Below are 21,906 nucleotides of genomic sequence, written 5' to 3'. Positions count from 1 at the left end.
CCGCTCCCGGAAAAGCCTGAGTCTGTATGTACAATCGCTGACAGCAATTATTCATTATTTACCCAAACCATACAAATGTATGCAATTGATGCTTTTTTCCCAAGGCAGGCTTATGTGCGCTGCATGGGGCAAAAATTTCCCGCGATTATCTACCAAAACGTTACTGATCATGAAATTAACGGTACTTTTGATGACCATTACCCTGCTACAGGTACATGCAGCCGGGTATGCACAAACAGTTACCCTTTCACAACGTAACTCTTCCCTGGACAAAGTTTTTCAGGAAATACGAAAACAGACCGGTTACACATTTCTCTATACAGACGAACAACTGCTGCAAGAGCGCAAAGTAAGTCTGCAATTAAAGGATGTCCCCCTGGAACAGGCACTGGAAGCCTGCTTTCTGAACCAGCCGCTGACCTGGTCCATATCAGACAAGGTAATCATTGTAAAAAGGAAGCCCGCCACAGACCAGCTCCCTGCAACAATTGAAAAAGAAGTAAGTGGCAAGGTATACAACGAAAAAGGGGAGTTACTGCCAGGAGTTACCATTCAGGTAAAAGGCACCAGCAAAGGCGTGGTGACCAATGAAAAGGGCGAGTATAACATTACTGTACCAGATGATAATGCCATTCTGATAATTTCTTCCCTTGGTTATAACAAAATGGAAATACCGGTAGGTAGCAGAAAAGAAATAACCGTCACCCTCCAGCCCTCTGCCTCCAATATAAATGAACTGGTAGTAGTGGGATATGGTGAACAGCGAAAGGGAAGCCTCAGCAGTGCTATTTCCTCTATCTCTTCCAGGGATTTCCAGGACGCCCCGGTGAACCGCCTGGATCAGGTATTACAGGGGCGGGCAACAGGTGTACAGGTCACTAATTCTGCCGGTTCTCCCGGTGGTGGCGTGCGTATTCGCATACGTGGCTCCAACTCCATCAATGGCAGCAACGATCCGCTCTATGTAGTGGATGGTTTCGTAGGTGCAGAATTCTTTGCCATTAATCCGGATGATATCGAATCCATCCAGGTATTGAAAGATGCTGCCGCCACAGCTATTTATGGCAGCAGAGGTGCTAATGGGGTAATTCTGGTGACTACTAAAAAAGGGAATAAAGGTGGATTGAAAGTAAATTTCACTACCCGTCTATCTTCCTCCACCGTCCTGAAAAAACTGGACCTGCTGAATGCGGCCGACTTTGCAGAAACTGCCAATGCACATGCGGTAGCTGTAGGCACCACCCCCAAGTTCACAGATGCTCAGATCGCGGAATTCCGTGCCAAGGGCGGTACCAACTGGCAGGATGAAATATTCAGAACAGCTCCCAGCCAGGAGTATTTGCTCAACCTGTCCGGTGGAAGCGACAAATCCAGCTACTTTATCTCCGGCAACTATCAGAACCAGGATGGTATCATCAATAACTCTTTCTACAAAAGATACACCCTGCGTTCCAATATTAATTCCAACCTGTCTGACAGGGTATCTACTTTTCTGAATATCACGGCTTCTTACAGTACTGCTCAGAATGTGGATATTCCCCCTGATGGTCCCAGCAGTCCACTGGCACAGGCAATCACCTGGGCGCCCACTACACCGGTGTATAATGCAGATGGCAGCTTTGTTATCAGTGACCCGGTTGGTTCCATTTCTTACAATCCCGTTGCGCTAACGGTCAACAGGCTCGCGGTAAAAGACCGGATGCTGGCCAATATGATAGGTGGCTTCAAGTTCCGTATCATACCAGGGCTTACCTTCAACCTGCAGTATGGCGCCAACTACCTGGCCTCCGATGATAAAAGCTTTGCTGGTAAGATCACCAACAACAATACTTCCACAACGGGTATCCGGTCTGGCAAGGAAATCGTGCTGCAGAATACCAATACCCTGAACTACCGGAAAGTATTTAATAAGGTGCACAGCTTGGATCTCACTGCTGTAATGGAATATCAGCAATCTACCTATAACTATTCGTCTGCCGGCGCCTCCAATCTTACCTATGAAAATTTCCAATGGTATAACCTGTCACTGGCCACACCTGGCACACCTGCTTCCGGTTATTCCAAATGGGCACTGTTTTCATTGGTAGGACGCGCCAATTACGCCTATAACGATAAATATCTGCTATCGGCTGCGCTTCGCCGTGATGGCTCTTCCAAATTCCAGGGCAACAATAAGTACAGCTATTTCCCTTCTGTTTCGGCGGGATGGGTGCTGAGCAATGAACCATTCATGCAGCAGGTGCCCGCCATCAGCAACCTGAAACTTCGTGGCAGCTGGGGCCTCACGGGCAACCAGGCCATCAGCCCCTACAGTACACTTTCCTCCTATTCTAATATACCAGCATCATTTAACAACAATAGCCATCTGGTGGGGCTGGCAATGGGCAACATCGGCAACCCCAACCTTAAATGGGAAACCACGGAACAAAAAGATGTAGGTATAGACATTGGATTGTTTAAAGGCAGGATAAATGTTACCGCTGATTATTTTATCAAAGACACACGTGACCTGCTTTTAAAGGAAACTGTACCGATGTACCTGGGCAGTAACAGCATTACCAGAAACGTAGGATCTGTACAGAACAAAGGCTGGGAATTTGCTATCGAAGGCGATGTACTCAACGGACGTGCTGTTACCTGGAATACAGGATTCAATGTGTCTTTCAATACCAACAAGGTCATCTCCCTTGGTGAAGGTAAAACCAGGATCTTTGATCCTAACAACTGGAAAATAGGTGGGGGTATGTCGCCCCAGTCCGAATTCGTTGTAATGCCTGGTCAGTCTATCGGTGCTATCTGGGGGCTTACCTACCTCGGCACCTGGAAACCCGGTGATGAGAAGGCCAGCGAATACGGCGCCAAAGCAGGCGATTCCCGTTACCTCGACCTGAACAACAGTGGAACAATAGATGCCAACGACTACCATGTGATCGGCACAGGTATTCCCAAAACATCCATCGGGTGGAATAACACCGTTGCCTATAAAGCCTTTACCCTGAACCTGCTGTTCCAGGGGCTCTTCGGATTTGACAGGCTCAACTACAACAATGCGGCAGCCATGTACTATGGTGGCGATGCCCGGGAAGCAACGTTATCGGAGATCAAAAACCGGTATATCCCGGGTGTAAATGAAACCTCCGATATACCTGCCTTCAGCACCACCAACCGGAATTTCACACAAAGCAGCCGCTTTCTGGAGAAAGGGGATTTCATCCGCCTGAAAAATATCAGTCTGGCATACACCCTACCCAAATCAGCATTAAAGAATACGGTAGGTATAAAGCTATTTGTGAGCGCTACCAACCTGCTGACGATCACCGACTATTCCGGCCTGGATCCTGAAAGCAACTCCTCTGCCGGAGATATCCGACAGGGTATTGATTTTGGCACCTATCCAAATGCAAAAACCATTACCGGGGGAGTTACCCTGAGCTTTTAAAACCTAACTGCTATGAACAAACGACACTACATAAAACATGCAATATATCTTGTACTCTGCCTGGCCTTGTTGGCAGCATGCAGTAAAGAACTGACGGAAGAGCCCCGTGGCCTGGTAGTCGGCAAAGAAGCCCTGAGTAGCCAGGCAGGACTGGAAACCGTTCTCTCCGGGGCATACGGCAGCCTACTGGTGCCATGGACAAGCGGCTTTACCACCGTGGCACAGATCGCCATGACCATGGGCGCTGATGACCTCACCACACACCCCGGTTCTAATAAGGAAGAATTCAGGGAATTTGACCGCTTTACCGTATCATCGCTGAATAGCAGGATGCCCCCGATCTGGCTGGGATGTTACAAAACCATACAAGCCACTACCAACATCATCAACAATTATACTTCGGTGCAGGGCGGTAATCCGGACTCCATCCGTATCATGGTGGGCGAAGCCAGCTATCTCCGCGGACTTTGTTACTATTGGCTCACCAGATTGTGGGGAGAAGTACCTATTATCCCTTCCGAAATATACTCTCCGGATTATCTGACACTTAAAAAGAGTAAACCCGCAGAAGTGTACACTTTGATAGAAGCAGACCTGAAAAGAGCAGAAGAGTGGCTACCCAATGCCCGTCGTAGTTCAGGGAGGTCCAATAAAGGCGCTGCAAAAGCGCTGCTGGCAGACGTATATCTTACTGAAGCCGGATGGCCGCTGAAAGACCAGACCAAATTTGCCCTGGCAGCTGCCAAGGCTAAAGAAGTAATAGATAACAAGGCAGCTTATGGTTTTGATCTTTACCAGGGCGACTATCTGAAGATATTTGCCGGTGGTACCGTAGAAGATGTGTTCGCCCTCTTTACCCGCGGACAGTGGATCACCTACAATTCTTTCTACGGACTTTCTACAATGCCGGAAGACGAAGGCGGCTGGAGCGATTTCTTTCCTGAACTGAACTTCTTCAACAACTTTCCGGCAGGTCCCCGGAAGGACGCGACCTTCAGCACAACATTCACGGGTAGCAATGGTACCATCTCCTGGCAGCAAACGACTACCAAACATCCCTATTACAAAAAGTTCACTATTCAATCAGGAGCCAAAACGGTGTATATGTCCGCTAACCCTGTGATCATGATGCGATATGCCCATGTATTACTGATCTATGCAGAAGCGCAGGCACGCGCTACCGGGACACCTGATAATAACGCCTATGTGGCTATCAATGCAGTCCGCAAGCGTGCAGGACTACAGGACCTGCCAACAGGATTATCCGGTAAGGATTTCGCCACTGCGGTAGTGAATGAGCGCGCCTGGGAATTTGCTGGAGAATGGAACCGCTGGTTTGACCTGGTAAGATTGGAACAGGTAGAAGCTGCCAACGCCAATAAAAACCCTGGCGACCTGCAACCCGGCAACATCACCAAGGCCAATTACTGGATGCCCATACCCGGCGCAGATGCCGTGATAAACCCGAATCTCTGACCGTACTCATACTGGTGTTGTGCATGTTGTTATGCAACCATACGAGGAAATGTATTACGGCAGCAGAAAACAAATACCACTCAGCATACCGCCCTGAAACAAGGGCGGTATGCTGTTTTTCAAGCAGTAATACACTACTTGGCGATTAGAATTTTATATCAAACCATTTTTTTAACGGTAAACAATCTCCCGTTACCTGAAAAGAGTAAGGTATACCCATTGCTTTCTGTGACATGTTAAGCCGGAAGGTAACCGTATTGTCATTTAGCTCTGTTCCTGAAACAGTCCCCCCCAGCGCTTTCAGTCTAATGGATCCAATTTGCGCCCTTTCACTTGCAGGATTCCATGGTGCAAACAATTTCACCTTTACTTCCAATTGCTTTGCTTTATCCTGTTGCATGGTAACAATAGGCAATGGGGGGCAAGCAGGAAAAGGAAAAAGTACTGCTGAAACAGGGTTCTCTAACCGGATGAAAAGGCCGTCATTATTTCTGCTAATCTTTATTGCTTTCATAGAGGTAGTCGCAATATCAAATTCAAAAGCATATTGAATTTCCGGTGGTAATTCCGGCAACCTGACCAGCACACCTCCCGCTGCCAGCGGCGTAGCATCCTCATGTCCACCAGTCAGCAACCAGTAGTTGCTATCTTTCCATAAATGCCCCATCCACTTGGGGTCATTCAGCGCAACGGGATCCCAATCTGTAACATTTCCAGCAGTCAGTGCAGAAGCAAAAGAAGGGTAAAGCTCATGCCAGCGTAATATCTGCCCTGGCCCCTCCGGATAATCTTGAGGCCGCGAAGTGCCCACATGTGCCCAGGCCCAGTTTTGCCTGTGGCTTTCCAATTTGCTCATAACAGCCCCTGTAATGGCTGCTTCTGCGGCACCTGCGTGGTATGACAATGCCAGATAAGATGGCATTGCCACCTTCATCACATCTAACTCATCTCCGCTGGCATCCATGACCAATGCCCCGTTTGTATAAGTATGAAAATAATCCATAAAAAACTCTGTGGAAATGACGATGTCTGGATTGATCCTATCTACTGCTTCCCTTACCCTGCGCAGATACTCCCGCATCCAGCGATGGCAATCATAAGGACTCTCATGATGATGATCCTGGTTAAAACATGGCCTGAAAGGAAATCCCAGTTCATCCAGCCGTATTTCATCCACACCAGCACCAGCCAGCATAGTACATACCCTGACAATATTATCCTGCCAGGGCTTATACCCCGGGCAGGTAAAAATCCCGAATACCTCGTCATCTTTTTCCCCTCTGTATTCAAAACTGATTTCTCCCTGTGGGTTTTTCATAATGGCCCATTTTTTCCAGTCATCCCCTTTAAATAAAGGACTGGTTGTTCTGATACCATATCCGGCAACATACATCGCTACTTTCCGCCCTTCACGATGTACATTCTTTACTCCTTTTACAAATGCCTCACGTCCTCCCAGATCTGACCGGAAATCAAGGAATCCTGAAGACATCCAGGGGCCATAGGTTTCCGGCCACAGATTTACGCCTTCATTCCACATAGCTATTTCCAGACAATCTATGTAACCACCTGCGAAAATCTTCGGGAGTGCTTCAAAAGAAGTAATGACGCCAGCCCCTTTCCCTGATTGCGCTTGTGCTACCAAATCTTTAGTGGGTAGCCACGTGCTGGATCGCATCGCAACCTCCTTCGTATACCATGCAGGCACTGCCCTTGGCTGCATATTTTCATTTACCCATGAACGGTATTCCATTGCTGCTGTACGCCAGTTACCATTAAACACAATGACCCTAGCTGCTGGCCATTCACGTGTCTGGTTCTTACGAATAGTTTCTTTGTCAAAATACAATGATTGCATACCGCCACCAGGAAAACAAGTAAGGATCTTATTACGGTAAGTCGTATCCATTGTAATAAAAGCAAGACCTTCTTTTAATGTAGGTTCATAAACACACTGCCACTGCATCTGTACATCCCGTCCATAAACACCACCACTATTGGCTTCCCAGGCTTTTATGCCTGGATATCCTCTATCCCACATATTCAACGCCAGATTGGTAGTGGGGTTTTCACCTAAACTAATGCCCGACAGATAAGGAAAGGAAGAATAAACGGTATAAGGCGTATTCTTTTTATTGGTAACCGCCATTTTACAGTCAAAATAGAATGCTGTATCTGGCAGTGTTATTGTCAATGCTATCGCCAGCGATTGTTCTGCTATTATTTTTAAGGTCAATACTTGTGTTTGCTCTCCGACCGCTAAAGAAAAATCTTTTAACACACAGGATGAGGCATCTATCAGCTGTCCACCATAGCTATTATTATGCGGGCCAGCTGATAGTGCCGGCATGGCTGTTGTGTTTACATATAATCGGAACAGATTACCCCCGGATGGGTTTTTAAGATAGTTGTCCCCTGTGATTTTATTGACAATGCTGCTCAGCATGCCTGTTTTTTTATTGAATGCCAGCGTAAGCTGTTTATTCCCTATAACAATGTTATCAGTTTCCTGGCTAATCGATGTACCTGAAACAGAAAGATGGAAAAGCAGGCTACAACAAACCGTACACAATAAGAATAATTTTTTTATACCTAGCATGAATGTTTTATTTTATCAACTTTGAGCATCCGGGGAGTTCACTATCTCCCCGGATGCTATCTGAAAATTTAGTCTCTAACATAACGTGCAGACAATCCCACACAACCTGGCCAGTTATTCCACCGGCCGGTTCCATCGCCAGGAGGGAAAAACCGATAATACGGACTGGAACCAGGTCCTGCATTATCATCAATGGCTGTCCAGTAGAAGCCCATACTTTGAAAATCCTGAAAAGCACCTCCACACCACTGTTTACCCCCGGGATGTAAATTAAATTCCATAGCATCCGTATCTTCTCCCGGCCACAGGTTCGACTTTAGTTTTCCATTTGTTCCTCCTCTCCATTCAACACCATCCGCTTCCGACCTTGACATACCGGTGAGCATTTCCAGCTGTTTCCATTCTTCGTCTGTAGCCAGGTGCCATCCTTCCGGCGCTACCGCAACAGCTTTGTCATAAGTATACAAGCAACCGTAATCCCTGTAATACTTACTCTTTTTCGCTGCTGCCGCATCATTACCATTGTAATCCTGCAGCCATATTTCCGTACCGAAGCCAGTAGCCGGGATGTGGCGTAAGTTCTGTGTCATCCATACTGCATTACCATATTGCCTGATTGTATACTCCTCTCCATCACGTGGATCAGTGAATGTAGGTGGCAGAAATATGACTACCAGCTGTTCACTGTAAGCTGTACCAAAACGATTAATAGCATATGCTCTCACATAGTACTTTACAAACGAAGGAAACGGAGGGAGGGTATCTGTAAAGGTACCTTGTCCGGTACCGAGGCTGACCTTACTATCCGATATCTCTGGATTTTCATGGGTGCTCCATACAAATCCCCGTTCTGTTACTACATCTCCGCCTACAGCTGTTACTTCTCCGGTGATTACTGCTGCAGAATCCCCCAGGTTAATATAGCTTTTGGCCAAAACAGCTACCGGAGGTACCAGTTTGGATGAACGGAATAATACAGATTCACCAAATGTTATCCCGGCTTCATTAGCAGCATATGCTTTTACAAAATAGGTGGTATCAGTAGCCAATCCGTTGATGACTGCCTGAAAATCTCCTTTTGTCAACGCTTCTACCTTTGCTCCGTTTTTTACCACAAGGCTATCTACTACCTTCATATTGAGTTCCCCCCTTGTATTATACATAGCAGGAGAAACGATTATTGTATAGAATCCCTGGCTGCTGATGCTTTTTCCCCCTGTAAGAGATGTACCTGTCAATGTAGCTGATGTGGCAGTAACATTCACCGGATAATTGGTCACTACAGCCGGTGTTACACCTGGATTATATTTTATCTTATCCTTACCACATGCACAGATGAGCATGATTACGCCAGATAATAGGATGTGTATATTTTTCATTTTGCTTTTATAAGAGGTAAATATTATTGCTGCCATTTATCACCAGCATTTTTATACATGTGGCTTTTATATAGCCACCTTTACTCTGAAGCCAATATTTTTTGCAGTAGTCTGAGGGATCTTGTGGTAACGCCGTGTGGTACTGATCGCAGGCTCCAGGTAAGATCCTCCACGCAACACCTTCTCCGTACCTGAAGATGCACCTTCCGGGTTTTTAATTCCACTGCCACCATAGTAATTGGCACCATACCAATCCTCGCACCACTCCCATAGATTCCCGTTCATATCATAAGCACCAATTTCATTGGTACCTTTTCCAGCCCCCTGGTGTAACTTATTTGCAGCATTATCTACAAACCAACCTATATCGCCAGGAGTATTACTTCCAGCATACTCATAGCCTTTCGACGTTATCCCACCTCGTGCCGCAAACTCCCATTCCGCTTCCGTGGGGAGCGTTCCCCCAATCCAGTTGCAATAGGCCTTTGCCCCATACCACGATACACTTACGGCAGGGTAATTCTCAAATCCGGCGATAGGAGTAAACTGGCTGCCATTGTGAGCAATCAGCGTTTCCGGATTTCCAATATCAATATATTTCAGATTGCCGCTGGCACCATCTGTCCCCACTTCTATGGTATTGAGGAATTTACAGTACTCGATATTGGTTACTTCTTTAGCAGAAATAAAATAGTTGTCCAGCGTAACCATATGTACAGGCTTCTCATCATCATCTCCCAGTATATTCCCCATTTGAAAATCTCCTCCTTCAACAAAAACGAATCCATCCAGGATCTTAGGGGTACGAACAAGTACGGGGTAACTATATTTCACACCATTGCTGTTTTTTGCATAGAAAGAAGCAAAATAAGCGGTATCAGGTACCAATCCACGGATACGAACATTTACAAGTCCGGTATTTCCATCCAATTGCATCGTATCATTTTCAACAGTTGGCCATTGCATTACCTCTGCTGAGCCAGCTGTATTTTTCAATACCCAGCAAACACCTCTCTGTTCAATAGGTGTACCGCCCTCCACATATACCCTACCTTGTAAATCTGCATAAGTGGGGCCTACGCCTTTCAGATATGTTTTCGAAATCATTGGAAGGGTTGTATCTTTTTTCGTACATCCTCCTATGATAAAAAAAATGAACCCAATAAATGATAATCTTATTAAAAGATGATTGTTAAACATCGCAGAAGCTTTAAAATAATGAAGGAATGTCCACTCACAAAGACTGATAAATTAAGTACACCCTGGTTTAATAATATCCCGGATTCTGCACCATATTCGGATTGGAATTGATCTCACTCTGGGGAATAGGCCATAGATAATCTCTGGCAGGATTAAACTGTCTGTTATCAATCACCAGTGATTCATATTTCCAGAAATTGGAAGTACCCATTCCGTCTCCAGGATAGGTGATCAGCTTAGTATTATCATATCCATGGACGTTCACCATTACTTCCGGTCCTATTCTCCAACGCCAGATATCCGGCAGCCGCAGCCCTTCAAATGCGAGTTCAACACGCCGTTCGTTTCTGACAACTTTACGCATTTCTTCTTTCGACATGCCTGGCATGGCTTGCGTCAAAGTAGTCATGGCCACTCTCCTTCTGAGTTGGTCAATAGCTCCATAGGCATTGGCAGGACCATTTGCTTCATTCTCTGCTTCGGCATAAGTCAGCAATACTTCCGCATATCTTAAAAAGTACTTATTACGGCCTTCTTTCGTTGCTGCTGTTAATGTTCCGTCAAAATGTTTTTTTGCCCGGAAGCCGCTTACATTCAACAGCCAGGTGGGTATCAGAATGGAATCCTTTGATACAGCAGGATCAGGCGCTTTGATCATAAAGTTCAGGTACCTACATCCAGGATAAAAAACAGTGGCATTCAATCGCGGATCCCTGTTCATGTGTGGATTCTTTGGATCATAACCAGACTTTGCATTGTCAATCGGCAACCCATTTTTCATGTAATAGGCATTCACCAATTCCAGCGTAGGAGAAAAAGCAGGGTATTCGCCAATCGGATAATATAAGAAGGAAGGCATAATATCCGGTGTATAAAAAACCTGCAGCATTATTTCCTGATCAACGGAAGCCTCATTCTTTTCTAGAAACAATCCCTGGTAGTCAGGGTATAAACTATATACTCCTAAATCCATCACTGCTTTAGCAGCAGCCGCTGCTTTTTCCCATTGGGAATTGTACAACAAGACCCTTGCTTTAAAGCCCATTGCCGCTCCCTTTGTAATCCTCCCCCTGTCACGATCATTATCATACTTAAGCGGCAGTACTTCGATCGCCTCATCAAGATCTTTTAATATCTGCGCTACCACTTGTACTTTTGGTGTCCGGGAGGGTTGACTGTTACTTAAATCACCAGGAAGCAATATCAAGGGAATATCTCCGTAATAAGTAGCTAGGTCATTATAAAACCAGGCGCGAAGGAATTTTGCTTCTCCGGCATAACGTTTGGTATTATTGGATTTTAGGTCCACCTTAGCGATAGAGGTTAGAAATACATTCGCCCTGGCAACTCCCTGATAATTGAGATCCCACTTCCACCTGGCCCATGGGCTGTTTGGATTCCCCTGTCCTCTCGCCCATTCCGTAGTATTATGCCAAGGTTGCGCATCAAACACATCATCAGACATTGTATCGAAATGCACCGGAAACATCCGTTGGTTTTCATTGGTAGTGCCTATGAAGTCCAGGCAATTGTACACCCCATTCAACAAAATTTCTGCCTGTGCTTCATTGGTCAGATAGTTATCAGGAGAGATAAAATCTTCCGGTACTCTTTTTAAAAAATCTTTACTGCAGGATATCAATAGTAGCAGTGCGCTCATCAGCACTATATGTGGTATTAATTTCATGTTCATGGCGTTTAAAATTTAACATTTACACCCATTGAATAAATACGTGTCTGGGGGTATTGCAACGTATTTACAATCGTAGAAGGTTTTTCCGGATCAAAACCAAACCTCATCTTTGTCCATGTTATTGCATTCTGGATATTTCCGTAGATTCTCACGCTTGAGCTTCCCGTATTCAGGCCAACTTTTCTTAACCACAAGGCTGGTAGTGTATATCCCAGCTCCACATTTTTCAAACGTAGATAAGAAGCGTCTTCCATGTAGTAGTCAGACACAATAGAAAATCTGGAAGGATCACTATATACCCGTTGAATTGTTTTACTTGGATTAGCTTCCGTCCACCCATCCTTATACCAGGCACCGGTATTGGCTTCTCCGCCAAGGAAGGGCGCAGTAACCATACCTTGGTTGAGCGAATTAATCCCATAAACCCCCTGAAAGAATAAGGACAGATCCACCCCTTTCCAATCAAAGGCAAACGTGGTAGAAAAAGTCCAGTCGGGATAAGATTTTCCCATCAGCACTTTATCTTTCTCATTAATAATACCGTCTCTCGAATCTGGAATGCCATCCCCATTAGTATCTTCCGTTATCTGGTCTTTAAACCTGATATCACCTGGTACTGCAATTAATCCTGCATAAGCATTTACAGGGTCCCCATCTTTAGTTTTAGAGATCAGGTGATGATTGATTTCATCCTTTGATTGGTATATTCCTTCGGTCTGATAACCATAAAACGAATTATATGCGTAGCCTTCTTTCCATATAAGATCACCATTAATGATAGGATTACGTCCAGCCAGGTCTGATACCCTGTTCTTCACATGGGATGCCATTACAGCGGCAGTCATCCCTATAGGGCCTATATTTCCGTTGTATTTCAGATTCATTTCAACACCCTGGTTCTTCATTTTTCCAACATTTTGGAAAGGTGTAGTCGAAAGGCCCAATGTACTGGAAACAGGTATTTGCATTAAAATATCATAGGTATGCTTGATAAAGTAGTCTACACTTCCGGAAAACTTACTATTCAGTACATCAAAATCAAGCCCCCAGTTATACTGTTCTGCTGTTTCCCAGGAGGTATTGCGATTGGCAAGTTTAGTTACCCCACCAGCAGACACCAGCTGATTGTTGAAATTCATCAGTAAATTCAGATTAAGCTCATCAGAAGCAGCGTAAGATTGTCCAATACTTTCATTTCCCAAACGCCCCCAGGAAGTACGGAATTTCAGGTTATTAATGATACCCAGGTGCCTTTTCATGAAAGGCTCTTCCGATATCCTCCAACCTGCTGACACAGATGGAAACAATCCCCATTTTTTCTCAAACCTGGAGCTGCCATCATAACGTAAATTAGTTTCTAACAGGTATTTTCCTTTGTAGTTATATCCCAGCCTGGTAAATTCTGAAAGCCATGCCAGGGACGATGCACCGCTGTTATTCAATTGCGTAGTAGGATCTCCAAAACCGAACTGGGGGATATTAACGGATAAATTTGTACGCGAGAGGCTGTGGTCTGCATCGCTAAATTCCCTGGATTCAAAACCCACCATAGCAGAAACATTATGACCTCCACGGATACTTTTTGAATAGTTGGTATATACGTTAAATGTTTTCGTGATGGCATCGTAGCGGCTCAGTGACAGGTCAGAAACACGGGGAGTGGGTAATACCACGGAACCATCATCATTTAATGCCATGAGCTGCACAGTAGGACGGAATATCTTTTGCTCACTAAATGATTTATAGATACCATAAGATACGTTCACTTCCAGGCCTTTTACTACATTCAGCGCCACGGCTCCTCTAAGGTTAATCGGGCCGGATTTGATCTTATTCATCCCACCTGCAGCTTTAGCACCATAACTATATCCAAAGTTGCTATAGCCCACTCCTGGTATTTCCAACCTGATCGTGGGAGGGGCAACATAAGCGGCATAGATTGCAGAACTCATACCATCCACCAGGTCGTCAATCGTTTGCTCATGGCCAGATACTTGTATATTTATCCGTAAACGATCCTCCCAAAAATGGGAAGATAAGTTAGAACGGAAAGTAAGCTTCTTAGTATTATTACCGATAGCAATACCATCCTGGTTGAGATAACCAATGGAAGTGGCATGCTGAAAGTTTTTTGAACCACCGGAAACGGATACGTAATGGTCCATCATCGCAGCTGGCTTGAAAAGTGCACTTACCCAGTTAACATCCAATGGAAACATGATAGGGTCCACATTATTCCTGAAATTATCCATGTATTGATCGGTATACCAGGTAGGCGAACGTCCGTTGGTGTTTTTGTATGCGGCAGCCTTTAACTCAAGATAATCAAGCCCCTGTAGTACCTTTGGCATGGAAGTTACCTGTTGGCTCGCATAATATCCTGTGTATTCCACATTCAATTTATCCACCTTTCCACGTTTTGTAGTAATCAAAATCACACCATTGGCAGCTCTGTTACCATATATCGCTGCAGAGGCAGCATCTTTCAATACCGAAATGGTGGCTATATCTTTGGGGTTCACATCATTCAAACTTGCATCGATACCATCAATAATAACCAGGGGGGATGCATTATTGAAAGTACCGATACCCCTGATACGAATCTGAGCATTATCGTAGCCGGGCTGTCCTGAATTCTGTGAGATAAAGGCTCCGGCGACCTTACCCTGCAATGCTGCACTGGAATTAGAGAGCGGCCTGCTTTTAATATCATCCAGGTCCAGTGTTTCAATAGCTCCCGTGAGGTTTACCTTCTTCTGGGTACCATATCCTACTACCACTACCTGGTCAAGGTTACTTTCCGCTGCCTGGAGGATGACATCAATCACCGGCTTTCCGGCTACAGGGACCTCCTTTGTCTGATAGCCAATAAAGGAAAATACCAAAACATCATCCTCTGCGGCTTCAATAGTGTACTTTCCGTTGACATCTGTTCCGGTACCTGTTTTACTGTTCTTCACCTTTACGGTAGCACCTATCAGCGGTTGTCCCGATGCATCAGACACCTTTCCGGTAATTGTAGTTGCTATAGGTACAGACAAAGGTTCTTCCGTTCTCCTGATAATAATATTTTTATCAACGATGGTGTAGGCCAGCGGTTGATCCTTTAGCGATAGTTTTAATACCTCCTCAAGGGTGGCTCCTTTTACCTGGAGACTTACCTTACCGGTATTATCCAACATCTTCCTGCTATAGAGAAACAGGTATCCTGTTTGGGTACGTATATCCCTGAAAACTGTTTCCAGGGGTACCTCTTTTACGGATAAGGAGATCCGTTGTGCATAAACGCTGGCACTTACCTGCAAGGTAGCAGCCAGCAAAAGAACAACCGTTAGCTTCATTCTCAACAGTGTTTGGGCATTTGGAAACCACCTTGCCTGGAGCAGGTATTTCCAAAGAACAGTTAATTGCATACTTTTGCTTTGTTTGAGTTCAATAAATTCAATCCCGTTCCGATAGTCATCAGAATATGGGAGAGCAGTCCTGGTTGATTGTTTTAATGCATTGACTCAAATATTTCCCGGGTCCGACCCCCATCGGATCCGGTTTTTATTTCAGCCAATGAGTTTATTCATACCTGCGCATAGCATTGGCACAAAAAATTCATACGTGTACTGTTTTTTATGGTGAGTTACCCTGATGTCTTTATCAGGGGATGATATGGATGGTATTATTCTCCATGCGAAAACGGACCAGGTGGGTAAGTTCCAGCATGCTCAATACTTTGGAGACATTTTCCTGTCGCGAGATAGCACCGGAAAACCTAATGTCCGGTATTTTTCCATCATAGACCACCGCTACATTGTACCATCGTTGAATTTGTTGCATCACAGAGGTGATGGAGTTATCCTCAAACTCAAACCGGCCATTTTTCCAGGCTGTAGCAACATCCAGGTTAGCTTTTTTAATGAGTGTCATTTCTCCCGCTTTATCTACCTGTGCCTGTTGTCCGGGGCTTAACAACAAAGACTGATGTTCTCCTGTTACTTTCACTGCACCTTCCACAAGTGTGGTCCTGATACTACTTTCGTCTGTATAGGCATTGATATTAAAATGTGTTCCCAATACGGCTACTTCTATACCATTAACAATTACCTTAAAAGGTTTCCCGGGATCTCCGGCCACTTCAAAGTAGGCTTCTCCTGTCAGCTCCACTCTTCTTTCATCCCCATTAAATGCAGTTGGGAAACGCAACGACGAAGCTGCATTGATCCATACCTTACTGCCATCTGCCAGTTGGAGAGCATATTCTCCCCCACGGGGTGTTGCAATAATATTATACAGCACTTCTTTTGCTCCTGGTGCTCCCGTATTATAAGCCAGCTGACCATCTTCCGGCTTGGAAATATCGACGGTTCCCTGCCTGATCAGGGTACCGTTCTTTGCACTATCAAGTACAATTGTACTACCATCTGCAAGCGTTAACACCGCCTTACTCCCACCAGGAGGTACATCATTGAGCTGCAAATGCGTGTTGCCGGATATTTTTGCAGCATCAACAGATGGTGACCGCTGGCTGAAGTAAAAGTAGCTTCCACATACCAGTAAAGCGATACCGGCAGCAGCAACCCAGCGGTATACAGATAAAAGCCTCACTCTAGCAGGCTTTGCCAGGGGCTCTTGCCGCTGGATAGATGCCTCTATACCTGCCCTCATATCTTCCCGAAGCTTCAACCATTGATCAGGTACCTCAGAGGGTATCTCTACTTCATCATCATTGAAAGACCTGAACCAGTCATTAACCTGCTGTTTTTCCAATGGCGTAGCAATACCGGCCAGGTAATTATCCACTGCCTTTTTTAAGTGTTCGGGAATCTGCATAGTCCTTGTTGTATAATGTAAGTGATACAAACAACGTTTTACACGTATGTCATCCTGAACTTTTTTTTAAAATAGTATCATAACCAGCAAAAAAAGTGGGCCATCTTGCTCTTAAATGACTTCCGCAGGTGACGTAAGGCTTTGTAGATCTGTGTTTCAACAGTACGGGGGGATATTTGGAGTTGATCGGCTATTTCAGCAACCGTCATACTATCTTCACGGCTGTATTTAAATATAAGCCGGCATTTTTCAGGAAGCTGGTTGGTTTCTTCCTGCAATAACTGAAGCAAGTACTTATAATGAAGGTCGTACTCTATAGTACTTGTGGTGGCAGGCATCTTAGTAGTCTCATTGCAGAATGTATCCACACGGTCTGCTTTACGCAGATATGCCAGCGAAAGGTACTTAATAGCAGTAGCAAGATAGTTTTTTAACGAGCGTAAGACTATTTTATTCCGGTTGAGCCACAAACTGGTAAATAAATCCTGTACAATATCCTGGGCAGCTGGCACCTCCTTCACCCTGTTGTATGCAATAGCAAAAAGCATTTCACAATACCGATTATAGATCTCGGTAAAGGCAGCATCATCGCCCTTTTGTAAGCGCACTAGTAATTCATCATCTGAGCTTGCTTGGTATTTACCCATTATATATGAAATTCTTAAATACCGGATACTGACAATAGATGGACTCTTTTTAACTATTAACTATTGATATGCCAGCGATATAAATCGCTATTAGTAAGCGTAGATTTTAGTTGACACAAGTATAATGCAATAGTTTCAGATATCAAAACACCTCTGGAGAATTAAACAACATGATCAACCAGGCTGTTTTTTGGGTAAAATACTTTTTTGAATTTTCACGTGAGAAACTATACCATCAAAGATTATTCCCCCCAATCTATACTACAGTCAGAAGCACCTGCGGGAATACTTACTTTCTTTTTACAAAAAACAGTACAAGCGTTCCTAACACCAGAAATGCGACTACAAAAAAGGCCCACAGATTTGTTTTTTTAGACGACGCCTCCATGGTATAATCCCCATTTAGCAGCCTGTAAGCATCTATTCTCCAACTCAATGTATCCTGAGACAGGATACCATCCGATGTAATAATATCGCCTGGCATCACCAGTTTGTAGTCGATAATCACACTAAAATAATCTGACAGATGCTTATACGTTTCCGGCTCATTGATCTGTGCTACCAGGCTATCGTTACCTGCTTTGGCAAAGTTGCCAAATGCCTGTGTTTTAAATGCCTTATCCAATATTGGCATCAAATCATATTTAGCCTGCTCACTGGTATACTCAGAAAAATACAAGGCAAAGACACTATCCTTTTGGGTATCCATGGTGGCTTTAGCAGGATGGTTGGCAATTAATTCCAGGTGCTTTAACAACTCACTGTATTGCATCTCAAACAAATTGTGGATTAACCATTTTCCGGCTCTTTTCTCAATGTTGTTCAATACATCTACTGCCTCTACCCCATTCATACCTTTCAGGATATCAGGCTTACCAGTCAGCCAATAGCCTGCTTCCTCAGCACTCAGATACCTGCTCACGGGTATGACTTGCGTTATTGGTAGTTTGGAAAATGATTCTTTATAGTCATAGTAAGTATAAAAAAAGCGGAACCTTTCTTCCAACACCGGCTTTATTCTTATATCGCTCCAGGCATTTGATGGTTTTATCCGGAATTCTTCTGCCATTTGTTTTACAGAGTTATAGTGCTTATGGGCTATTGCGGTAATAGTTGCGGCACTATCCGGCGGGTCTTTCTTCCAGTCTTTTACAGGCCAGTCATTTCTTATTTTTTCTCCTTTAAATTTCCATTTAATATCCCAGCCATTAAGATCCATAATAAACGGATGTTCGGTGGTGTCTCCCTGTATAAACTTTTCATTTACCGTGGCAACTAATACCCTATCGCAACTTCCATTGCTGTTGAGAACAGTAGTCATATTCGCATTAGGGCTGCAGGCTGCCAGCAGGGCACTGGCCAGTATTACTATATTTCTGATTGTTGTTTTCATGATATTACTTTTTTCCTGACATTTGATGATATTGTTCTCTGAAACCGGCTATAGTACTTTTATCTTTTTGGAGCTGCCAATAATGGTCCAGCAGTTCACTCATGGATTTCGTTGGAGGTAAGCTGCCCTGATTCCTGGCAATCTTTTTATAATAAGGATTATAAATAACCCCTGATTGATGTTCATCTGATTCAGCAACCTGTTGATACAAAAGAAAAACAAGCAACAGGATGGCAGCTGCAGCAGAAATAGTTTTAGCCATACTAAGCAGCTTACCACGGGTTTTGCTTACTTGCTTTTTATTTGCAATACCAGCCATAATGCTGTTTGTAAGTTTAGCCGCATCCTCTTCATTCAATGCAGGCTGAAGCGCCTGTAATGCAGCCAATATTTGCGCTGTTTTTTCATCACTTTTCATAGATCTTCATTTTGCGTAATACTTCCTTTATACCTTTCTTTGCCAGATACAGGTTGCTTTTCACTTTTTCCGCACTCAGTTTCGTAATCATGGTTATTTCTGCTGTTTCCAGACCTTCCAGATATTTTAGCGTAAACACCAGTCGCTGTTTGGGAGTAAGGTTATGTGTAAGCTGTGCAATAACAGCAGCGATATTCCTGTTCAGCAACTGTTGTTCGAGGTCGGAGTTAACCAACTGGTCACTCAGCAGGATCATATTTTCTTCCGCATGCAGTATTAAAGGTTTTTTTGCATGCAGGTAGTCATAGCTGCAATTGGTAGCAATAGTATACAGCCAGGTACTGAACCGGAACTTCAGGTCATAGGTTTTACAATAAACCCATGCCTTTAAAAAAGTTTCCTGTACCACGTCCTTTGCATCAGCGTCATTGCCCACCAGTCTGAATACATAAGCAAAAATCCTGGGCTGATATACAGCTACTATCTGCCCGAATGCAACCGCATCACCTTGCTGACATTGTACTATCCATTCGTTAAGGTTATGCTCGTGCATGAACTTATCCATTTGTAATATTATACTGCGATATTCTGGAAAAAGTCGAAAAAAAACACAAAATAGTTTCCTGTTCAAATAACGGGGATGCTCTTACGCAACTTTTTCCTTTAGCTGCTGTAGTGGGAATCTATCAGCAGAACGTTGCTCAAAATAAAAAGAACCTGCACTTTAAAGGCTGGTTGAGTGCCTTTTGGTTATCGGGGCGAGTAATGAACTTTATAGCAGTATCAGGCAAACATAAAAATTGGGATTGAACATCACCTTGATGATCAGTCCCAATCTGAGGCATTATACTTTGCTTTTTCTAAGAGGTTACAATTAAGTGGGCCTTATTTCTGATCCGGCAAAATCAACTATTCAGCGATCCCATATGTCGGTAAGTATTCAGGAGTACGCCCGTTGGGGTAACTTTAGTACTGACAAATTCGAGCTTGCGGGCATCAAAACCGTCTGACAAAAGCCGTCTGCCGCGGCCCAGTAATACGGGGTATACTATCAGGATAACATCATCTGCCAATCCCGCATCAAGTAACAAAGATGTGAGAGAAATACTTCCCGAGAGCACCAGGTCAGGGCCGTCTGTTGATTTAAGATGACGTATCTCCCCGATGACATCCCCTCCCAGCGCTTTCACCGGCCCCCATGGGAGGTGCTCTGGTCGGTGGGTGACTACATATTTGGTGGCAGTATTTATAGCGTTTGCCATCGGGAAGTCCCCGGCATTTGGCCAGTAGCCCAACCACTCGTCGTATGTGCGGCGGCCAATCAGCAGGTCAAAGTTGTGGCCATATACATCAAGCAGCATGGCCATCCCTTCAGGGGTCCGGTATGGAGTAGTCCATGCCGGATATGCATAATTTTTGTCGTGCTCGATCACGCCGTCAAGTGATGCGTGTTCGAAGATCCTGATCTTTCTCATTTATTTTCTATTTAGTTTAATGACTGTTCAAAATTAAAGAGACCAGGCTAATTGTATGGGGGGCAATCACGACATTATCAGGGTGTTTTTAACATGTCTTGCAGACCAGCTCGCTGCCTCCTGGGCATCCCTAACGACGGTAATAGATGTCATTAAAAAACTTAGTATAACCAATTGTATGCGTTTACTCTTTTCCAAATAATTTTTCCAGGTAATCATGGAGATCTCCCCCTCTAAGGTTTTTGGCAATGATTAATCCGTCTGGATCCAGCAAAAAGTTCTGAGGAATGGCCCCTACATTATAGGCAGCTACTACCGGCGATTTGCTTCCCTTTAAATCGCTTACCTGCTGCCAGATACCAGTTTCGTCCTTTTCAACCGCTTTCAGCCAATTCTCCTTACCCTTATATTGATTCGCATCATCCAAAGAAATACTGAGGATATCAAAACCGTTATCCCTGTATTTGGCAAATGCGGACTTTAAATGAGGTGCCTCCAATCGGCAGGGGCCACAGCCCGAACTCCAGAACTCCAGTAATACATACTTACCGCGGTAATTTTTCAGGTCAACCAGCTGTCCCTTTATATTAGGCAGTTGAAACACCGGAGCCGTTGATCCCACCTGCACATTCCTCATATTACTTAAACGCTTCGCAATGCTGGTACCACCCGTCGACTCTCTGATGTTTTGATCCAACTGCAAAAAAAGGTTATTCATCTTAACAAAGTCTGCCCCCATTTCCTGCATTCTCCTCCTCAATGCATACAGGCTGATCCAGGAAGAGGGATTTTTGTCAATAAATGTTTCATAGGCATCGTAGAGCCCTTGCCGGGCAGCTTGAAACCGCTTTATTCCAAACTGCTGGTACTCTTTCGTGTTCAAAATGTCGGGGGGTACTTTTTTAGTTTCCGCTATATATCTAAGATGGATATCATCAGCGTATTTCCTCCCCGGCGCAGTCATTTCATTTAAGCGCAGGTGATCATAATTGATGGGCGAATTAAATATGCGTGCATTTTTTAAAGAATCTTCACACAGTAGCAGGATGGAGTCGGGAGCAACAAATAGTTCTACAGTGCTCGTCCAAATCCAATTCCCTTTTTGGTCTTTTAGCCTCAGATAAGCAAAGCTGGGTTCTTTATCTTCCTTTAGATGGAACTGAAAACCGCCATCCTTTATCAGCGCAGAATCGGAAGTCAGAAATTGGTGATTAACCATATCGTACCGGAGTAAATAAACCTTACTAAACTCGCTTACCGGTCCTTCAAATTTAGCCGTCAATAATTGGGCCATCGAAACCGTCGACAAAAGAATGCAAATGCAGGTGATAACAATATGTTTTTTCATCAGATTTGTTTGAAGTTA

The 21,906-nt window shown here is 44.3% G+C and carries 14 protein-coding genes; 2 read left to right on the top strand and 12 right to left on the bottom strand.

The window, feature by feature from the left end:
* Positions 1–169 precede the first annotated feature (169 nt).
* Positions 170–3,439: a TonB-dependent receptor gene (locus tag ABR189_RS03140; protein WP_354658987.1), complete on the top strand. Its 3,270-nt coding sequence runs from the start codon at positions 170–172 to the stop codon at positions 3,437–3,439.
* A gap of 12 nt (positions 3,440–3,451) precedes the next feature.
* Entirely contained in the window at positions 3,452–4,915 is a 1,464-nt protein-coding gene (locus ABR189_RS03135; protein ID WP_354658986.1) for a RagB/SusD family nutrient uptake outer membrane protein, read from the top strand.
* A gap of 145 nt (positions 4,916–5,060) precedes the next feature.
* On the opposite strand, the gene ABR189_RS03130 is transcribed toward ABR189_RS03135, so the two are convergent.
* The 12 genes from ABR189_RS03130 to ABR189_RS03075 form a co-directional block, all read right to left on the bottom strand.
* On the bottom strand, positions 5,061–7,265 hold the full coding sequence (locus tag ABR189_RS03130) for a DUF6259 domain-containing protein (protein WP_354658985.1): 2,205 nt from the start codon (positions 7,263–7,265) through the stop codon (positions 5,061–5,063).
* Positions 7,266–7,582: 317 nt separating this feature from the next.
* Positions 7,583–8,893, bottom strand: a complete 1,311-nt coding sequence (locus tag ABR189_RS03125) for a fibrobacter succinogenes major paralogous domain-containing protein (protein ID WP_354658984.1) — start codon at positions 8,891–8,893, stop codon at positions 7,583–7,585.
* Positions 8,894–8,959: 66 nt separating this feature from the next.
* Entirely contained in the window at positions 8,960–10,000 is a 1,041-nt protein-coding gene (locus ABR189_RS03120) for a formylglycine-generating enzyme family protein (RefSeq protein WP_354658983.1), read from the bottom strand.
* Positions 10,001–10,160: 160 nt separating this feature from the next.
* Entirely contained in the window at positions 10,161–11,786 is a 1,626-nt protein-coding gene (locus ABR189_RS03115) for a RagB/SusD family nutrient uptake outer membrane protein (RefSeq protein WP_354658982.1), read from the bottom strand.
* Positions 11,787–11,791: 5 nt separating this feature from the next.
* Positions 11,792–15,199: a TonB-dependent receptor gene (locus tag ABR189_RS03110; RefSeq protein ID WP_354658981.1), complete on the bottom strand. Its 3,408-nt coding sequence runs from the start codon at positions 15,197–15,199 to the stop codon at positions 11,792–11,794.
* Positions 15,200–15,434: 235 nt separating this feature from the next.
* Positions 15,435–16,607 (bottom strand): FecR domain-containing protein, encoded by a 1,173-nt coding sequence (locus tag ABR189_RS03105; protein ID WP_354658980.1) that lies wholly within the window; start codon positions 16,605–16,607, stop codon positions 15,435–15,437.
* 77 nt (positions 16,608–16,684) lie between these two features.
* Entirely contained in the window at positions 16,685–17,254 is a 570-nt protein-coding gene (locus ABR189_RS03100) for an RNA polymerase sigma factor (protein WP_354658979.1), read from the bottom strand.
* A gap of 289 nt (positions 17,255–17,543) precedes the next feature.
* A complete protein-coding gene (locus tag ABR189_RS03095; protein ID WP_354658978.1) occupies positions 17,544–18,647 on the bottom strand; it encodes a hypothetical protein in 1,104 nt (367 codons plus the stop codon).
* A gap of 4 nt (positions 18,648–18,651) precedes the next feature.
* Positions 18,652–19,065: a hypothetical protein gene (locus ABR189_RS03090; protein WP_354658977.1), complete on the bottom strand. Its 414-nt coding sequence runs from the start codon at positions 19,063–19,065 to the stop codon at positions 18,652–18,654.
* Positions 19,055–19,630: an RNA polymerase sigma factor gene (locus ABR189_RS03085; protein ID WP_354658976.1), complete on the bottom strand. Its 576-nt coding sequence runs from the start codon at positions 19,628–19,630 to the stop codon at positions 19,055–19,057. Before ABR189_RS03085 ends, ABR189_RS03090 begins: the two co-directional genes overlap by 11 nt.
* 340 nt (positions 19,631–19,970) lie before the next feature.
* Positions 19,971–20,540, bottom strand: coding sequence for a dihydrofolate reductase family protein (locus ABR189_RS03080; protein ID WP_354658975.1), 570 nt, complete (start codon positions 20,538–20,540; stop codon positions 19,971–19,973).
* Positions 20,541–20,724: 184 nt separating this feature from the next.
* A complete protein-coding gene (locus ABR189_RS03075; RefSeq protein ID WP_354658974.1) occupies positions 20,725–21,888 on the bottom strand; it encodes a redoxin domain-containing protein in 1,164 nt (387 codons plus the stop codon).
* Positions 21,889–21,906: the final 18 nt, after the last annotated feature.

Origin of the sequence: Chitinophaga sp. H8 (assembly GCF_040567655.1) — a bacterium.
Classification (GTDB): domain Bacteria; phylum Bacteroidota; class Bacteroidia; order Chitinophagales; family Chitinophagaceae; genus Chitinophaga; species Chitinophaga defluvii.
Note: the sequence above shows the minus strand (reverse complement) of the source record. Positions and strands in the feature narration are given on the sequence as shown.

What these genes read in the sequence shown, in the direction of transcription:
- ABR189_RS03140 (WP_354658987.1), top strand. Translation starts at nt 170, where the DNA reads ATGAAATTAACGGTACTTTTGATGACCATTACCCTGCTACAGGTACAT.
- ABR189_RS03135 (WP_354658986.1), top strand. Translation starts at nt 3,452, where the DNA reads ATGAACAAACGACACTACATAAAACATGCAATATATCTTGTACTCTGC.
- ABR189_RS03130 (WP_354658985.1), bottom strand. Translation starts at nt 7,265, where the DNA reads ATGCCGGCACTATCAGCTGGCCCGCATAATAATAGCTATGGTGGACAG.
- ABR189_RS03125 (WP_354658984.1), bottom strand. Translation starts at nt 8,893, where the DNA reads ATGAAAAATATACACATCCTATTATCTGGCGTAATCATGCTCATCTGT.
- ABR189_RS03120 (WP_354658983.1), bottom strand. Translation starts at nt 10,000, where the DNA reads ATGATTTCGAAAACATATCTGAAAGGCGTAGGCCCCACTTATGCAGAT.
- ABR189_RS03115 (WP_354658982.1), bottom strand. Translation starts at nt 11,786, where the DNA reads ATGAACATGAAATTAATACCACATATAGTGCTGATGAGCGCACTGCTA.
- ABR189_RS03110 (WP_354658981.1), bottom strand. Translation starts at nt 15,199, where the DNA reads ATGCAATTAACTGTTCTTTGGAAATACCTGCTCCAGGCAAGGTGGTTT.
- ABR189_RS03105 (WP_354658980.1), bottom strand. Translation starts at nt 16,607, where the DNA reads ATGCAGATTCCCGAACACTTAAAAAAGGCAGTGGATAATTACCTGGCC.
- ABR189_RS03100 (WP_354658979.1), bottom strand. Translation starts at nt 17,254, where the DNA reads ATGGGTAAATACCAAGCAAGCTCAGATGATGAATTACTAGTGCGCTTA.
- ABR189_RS03095 (WP_354658978.1), bottom strand. Translation starts at nt 18,647, where the DNA reads ATGAAAACAACAATCAGAAATATAGTAATACTGGCCAGTGCCCTGCTG.
- ABR189_RS03090 (WP_354658977.1), bottom strand. Translation starts at nt 19,065, where the DNA reads ATGAAAAGTGATGAAAAAACAGCGCAAATATTGGCTGCATTACAGGCG.
- ABR189_RS03085 (WP_354658976.1), bottom strand. Translation starts at nt 19,630, where the DNA reads ATGGATAAGTTCATGCACGAGCATAACCTTAACGAATGGATAGTACAA.
- ABR189_RS03080 (WP_354658975.1), bottom strand. Translation starts at nt 20,540, where the DNA reads ATGAGAAAGATCAGGATCTTCGAACACGCATCACTTGACGGCGTGATC.
- ABR189_RS03075 (WP_354658974.1), bottom strand. Translation starts at nt 21,888, where the DNA reads ATGAAAAAACATATTGTTATCACCTGCATTTGCATTCTTTTGTCGACG.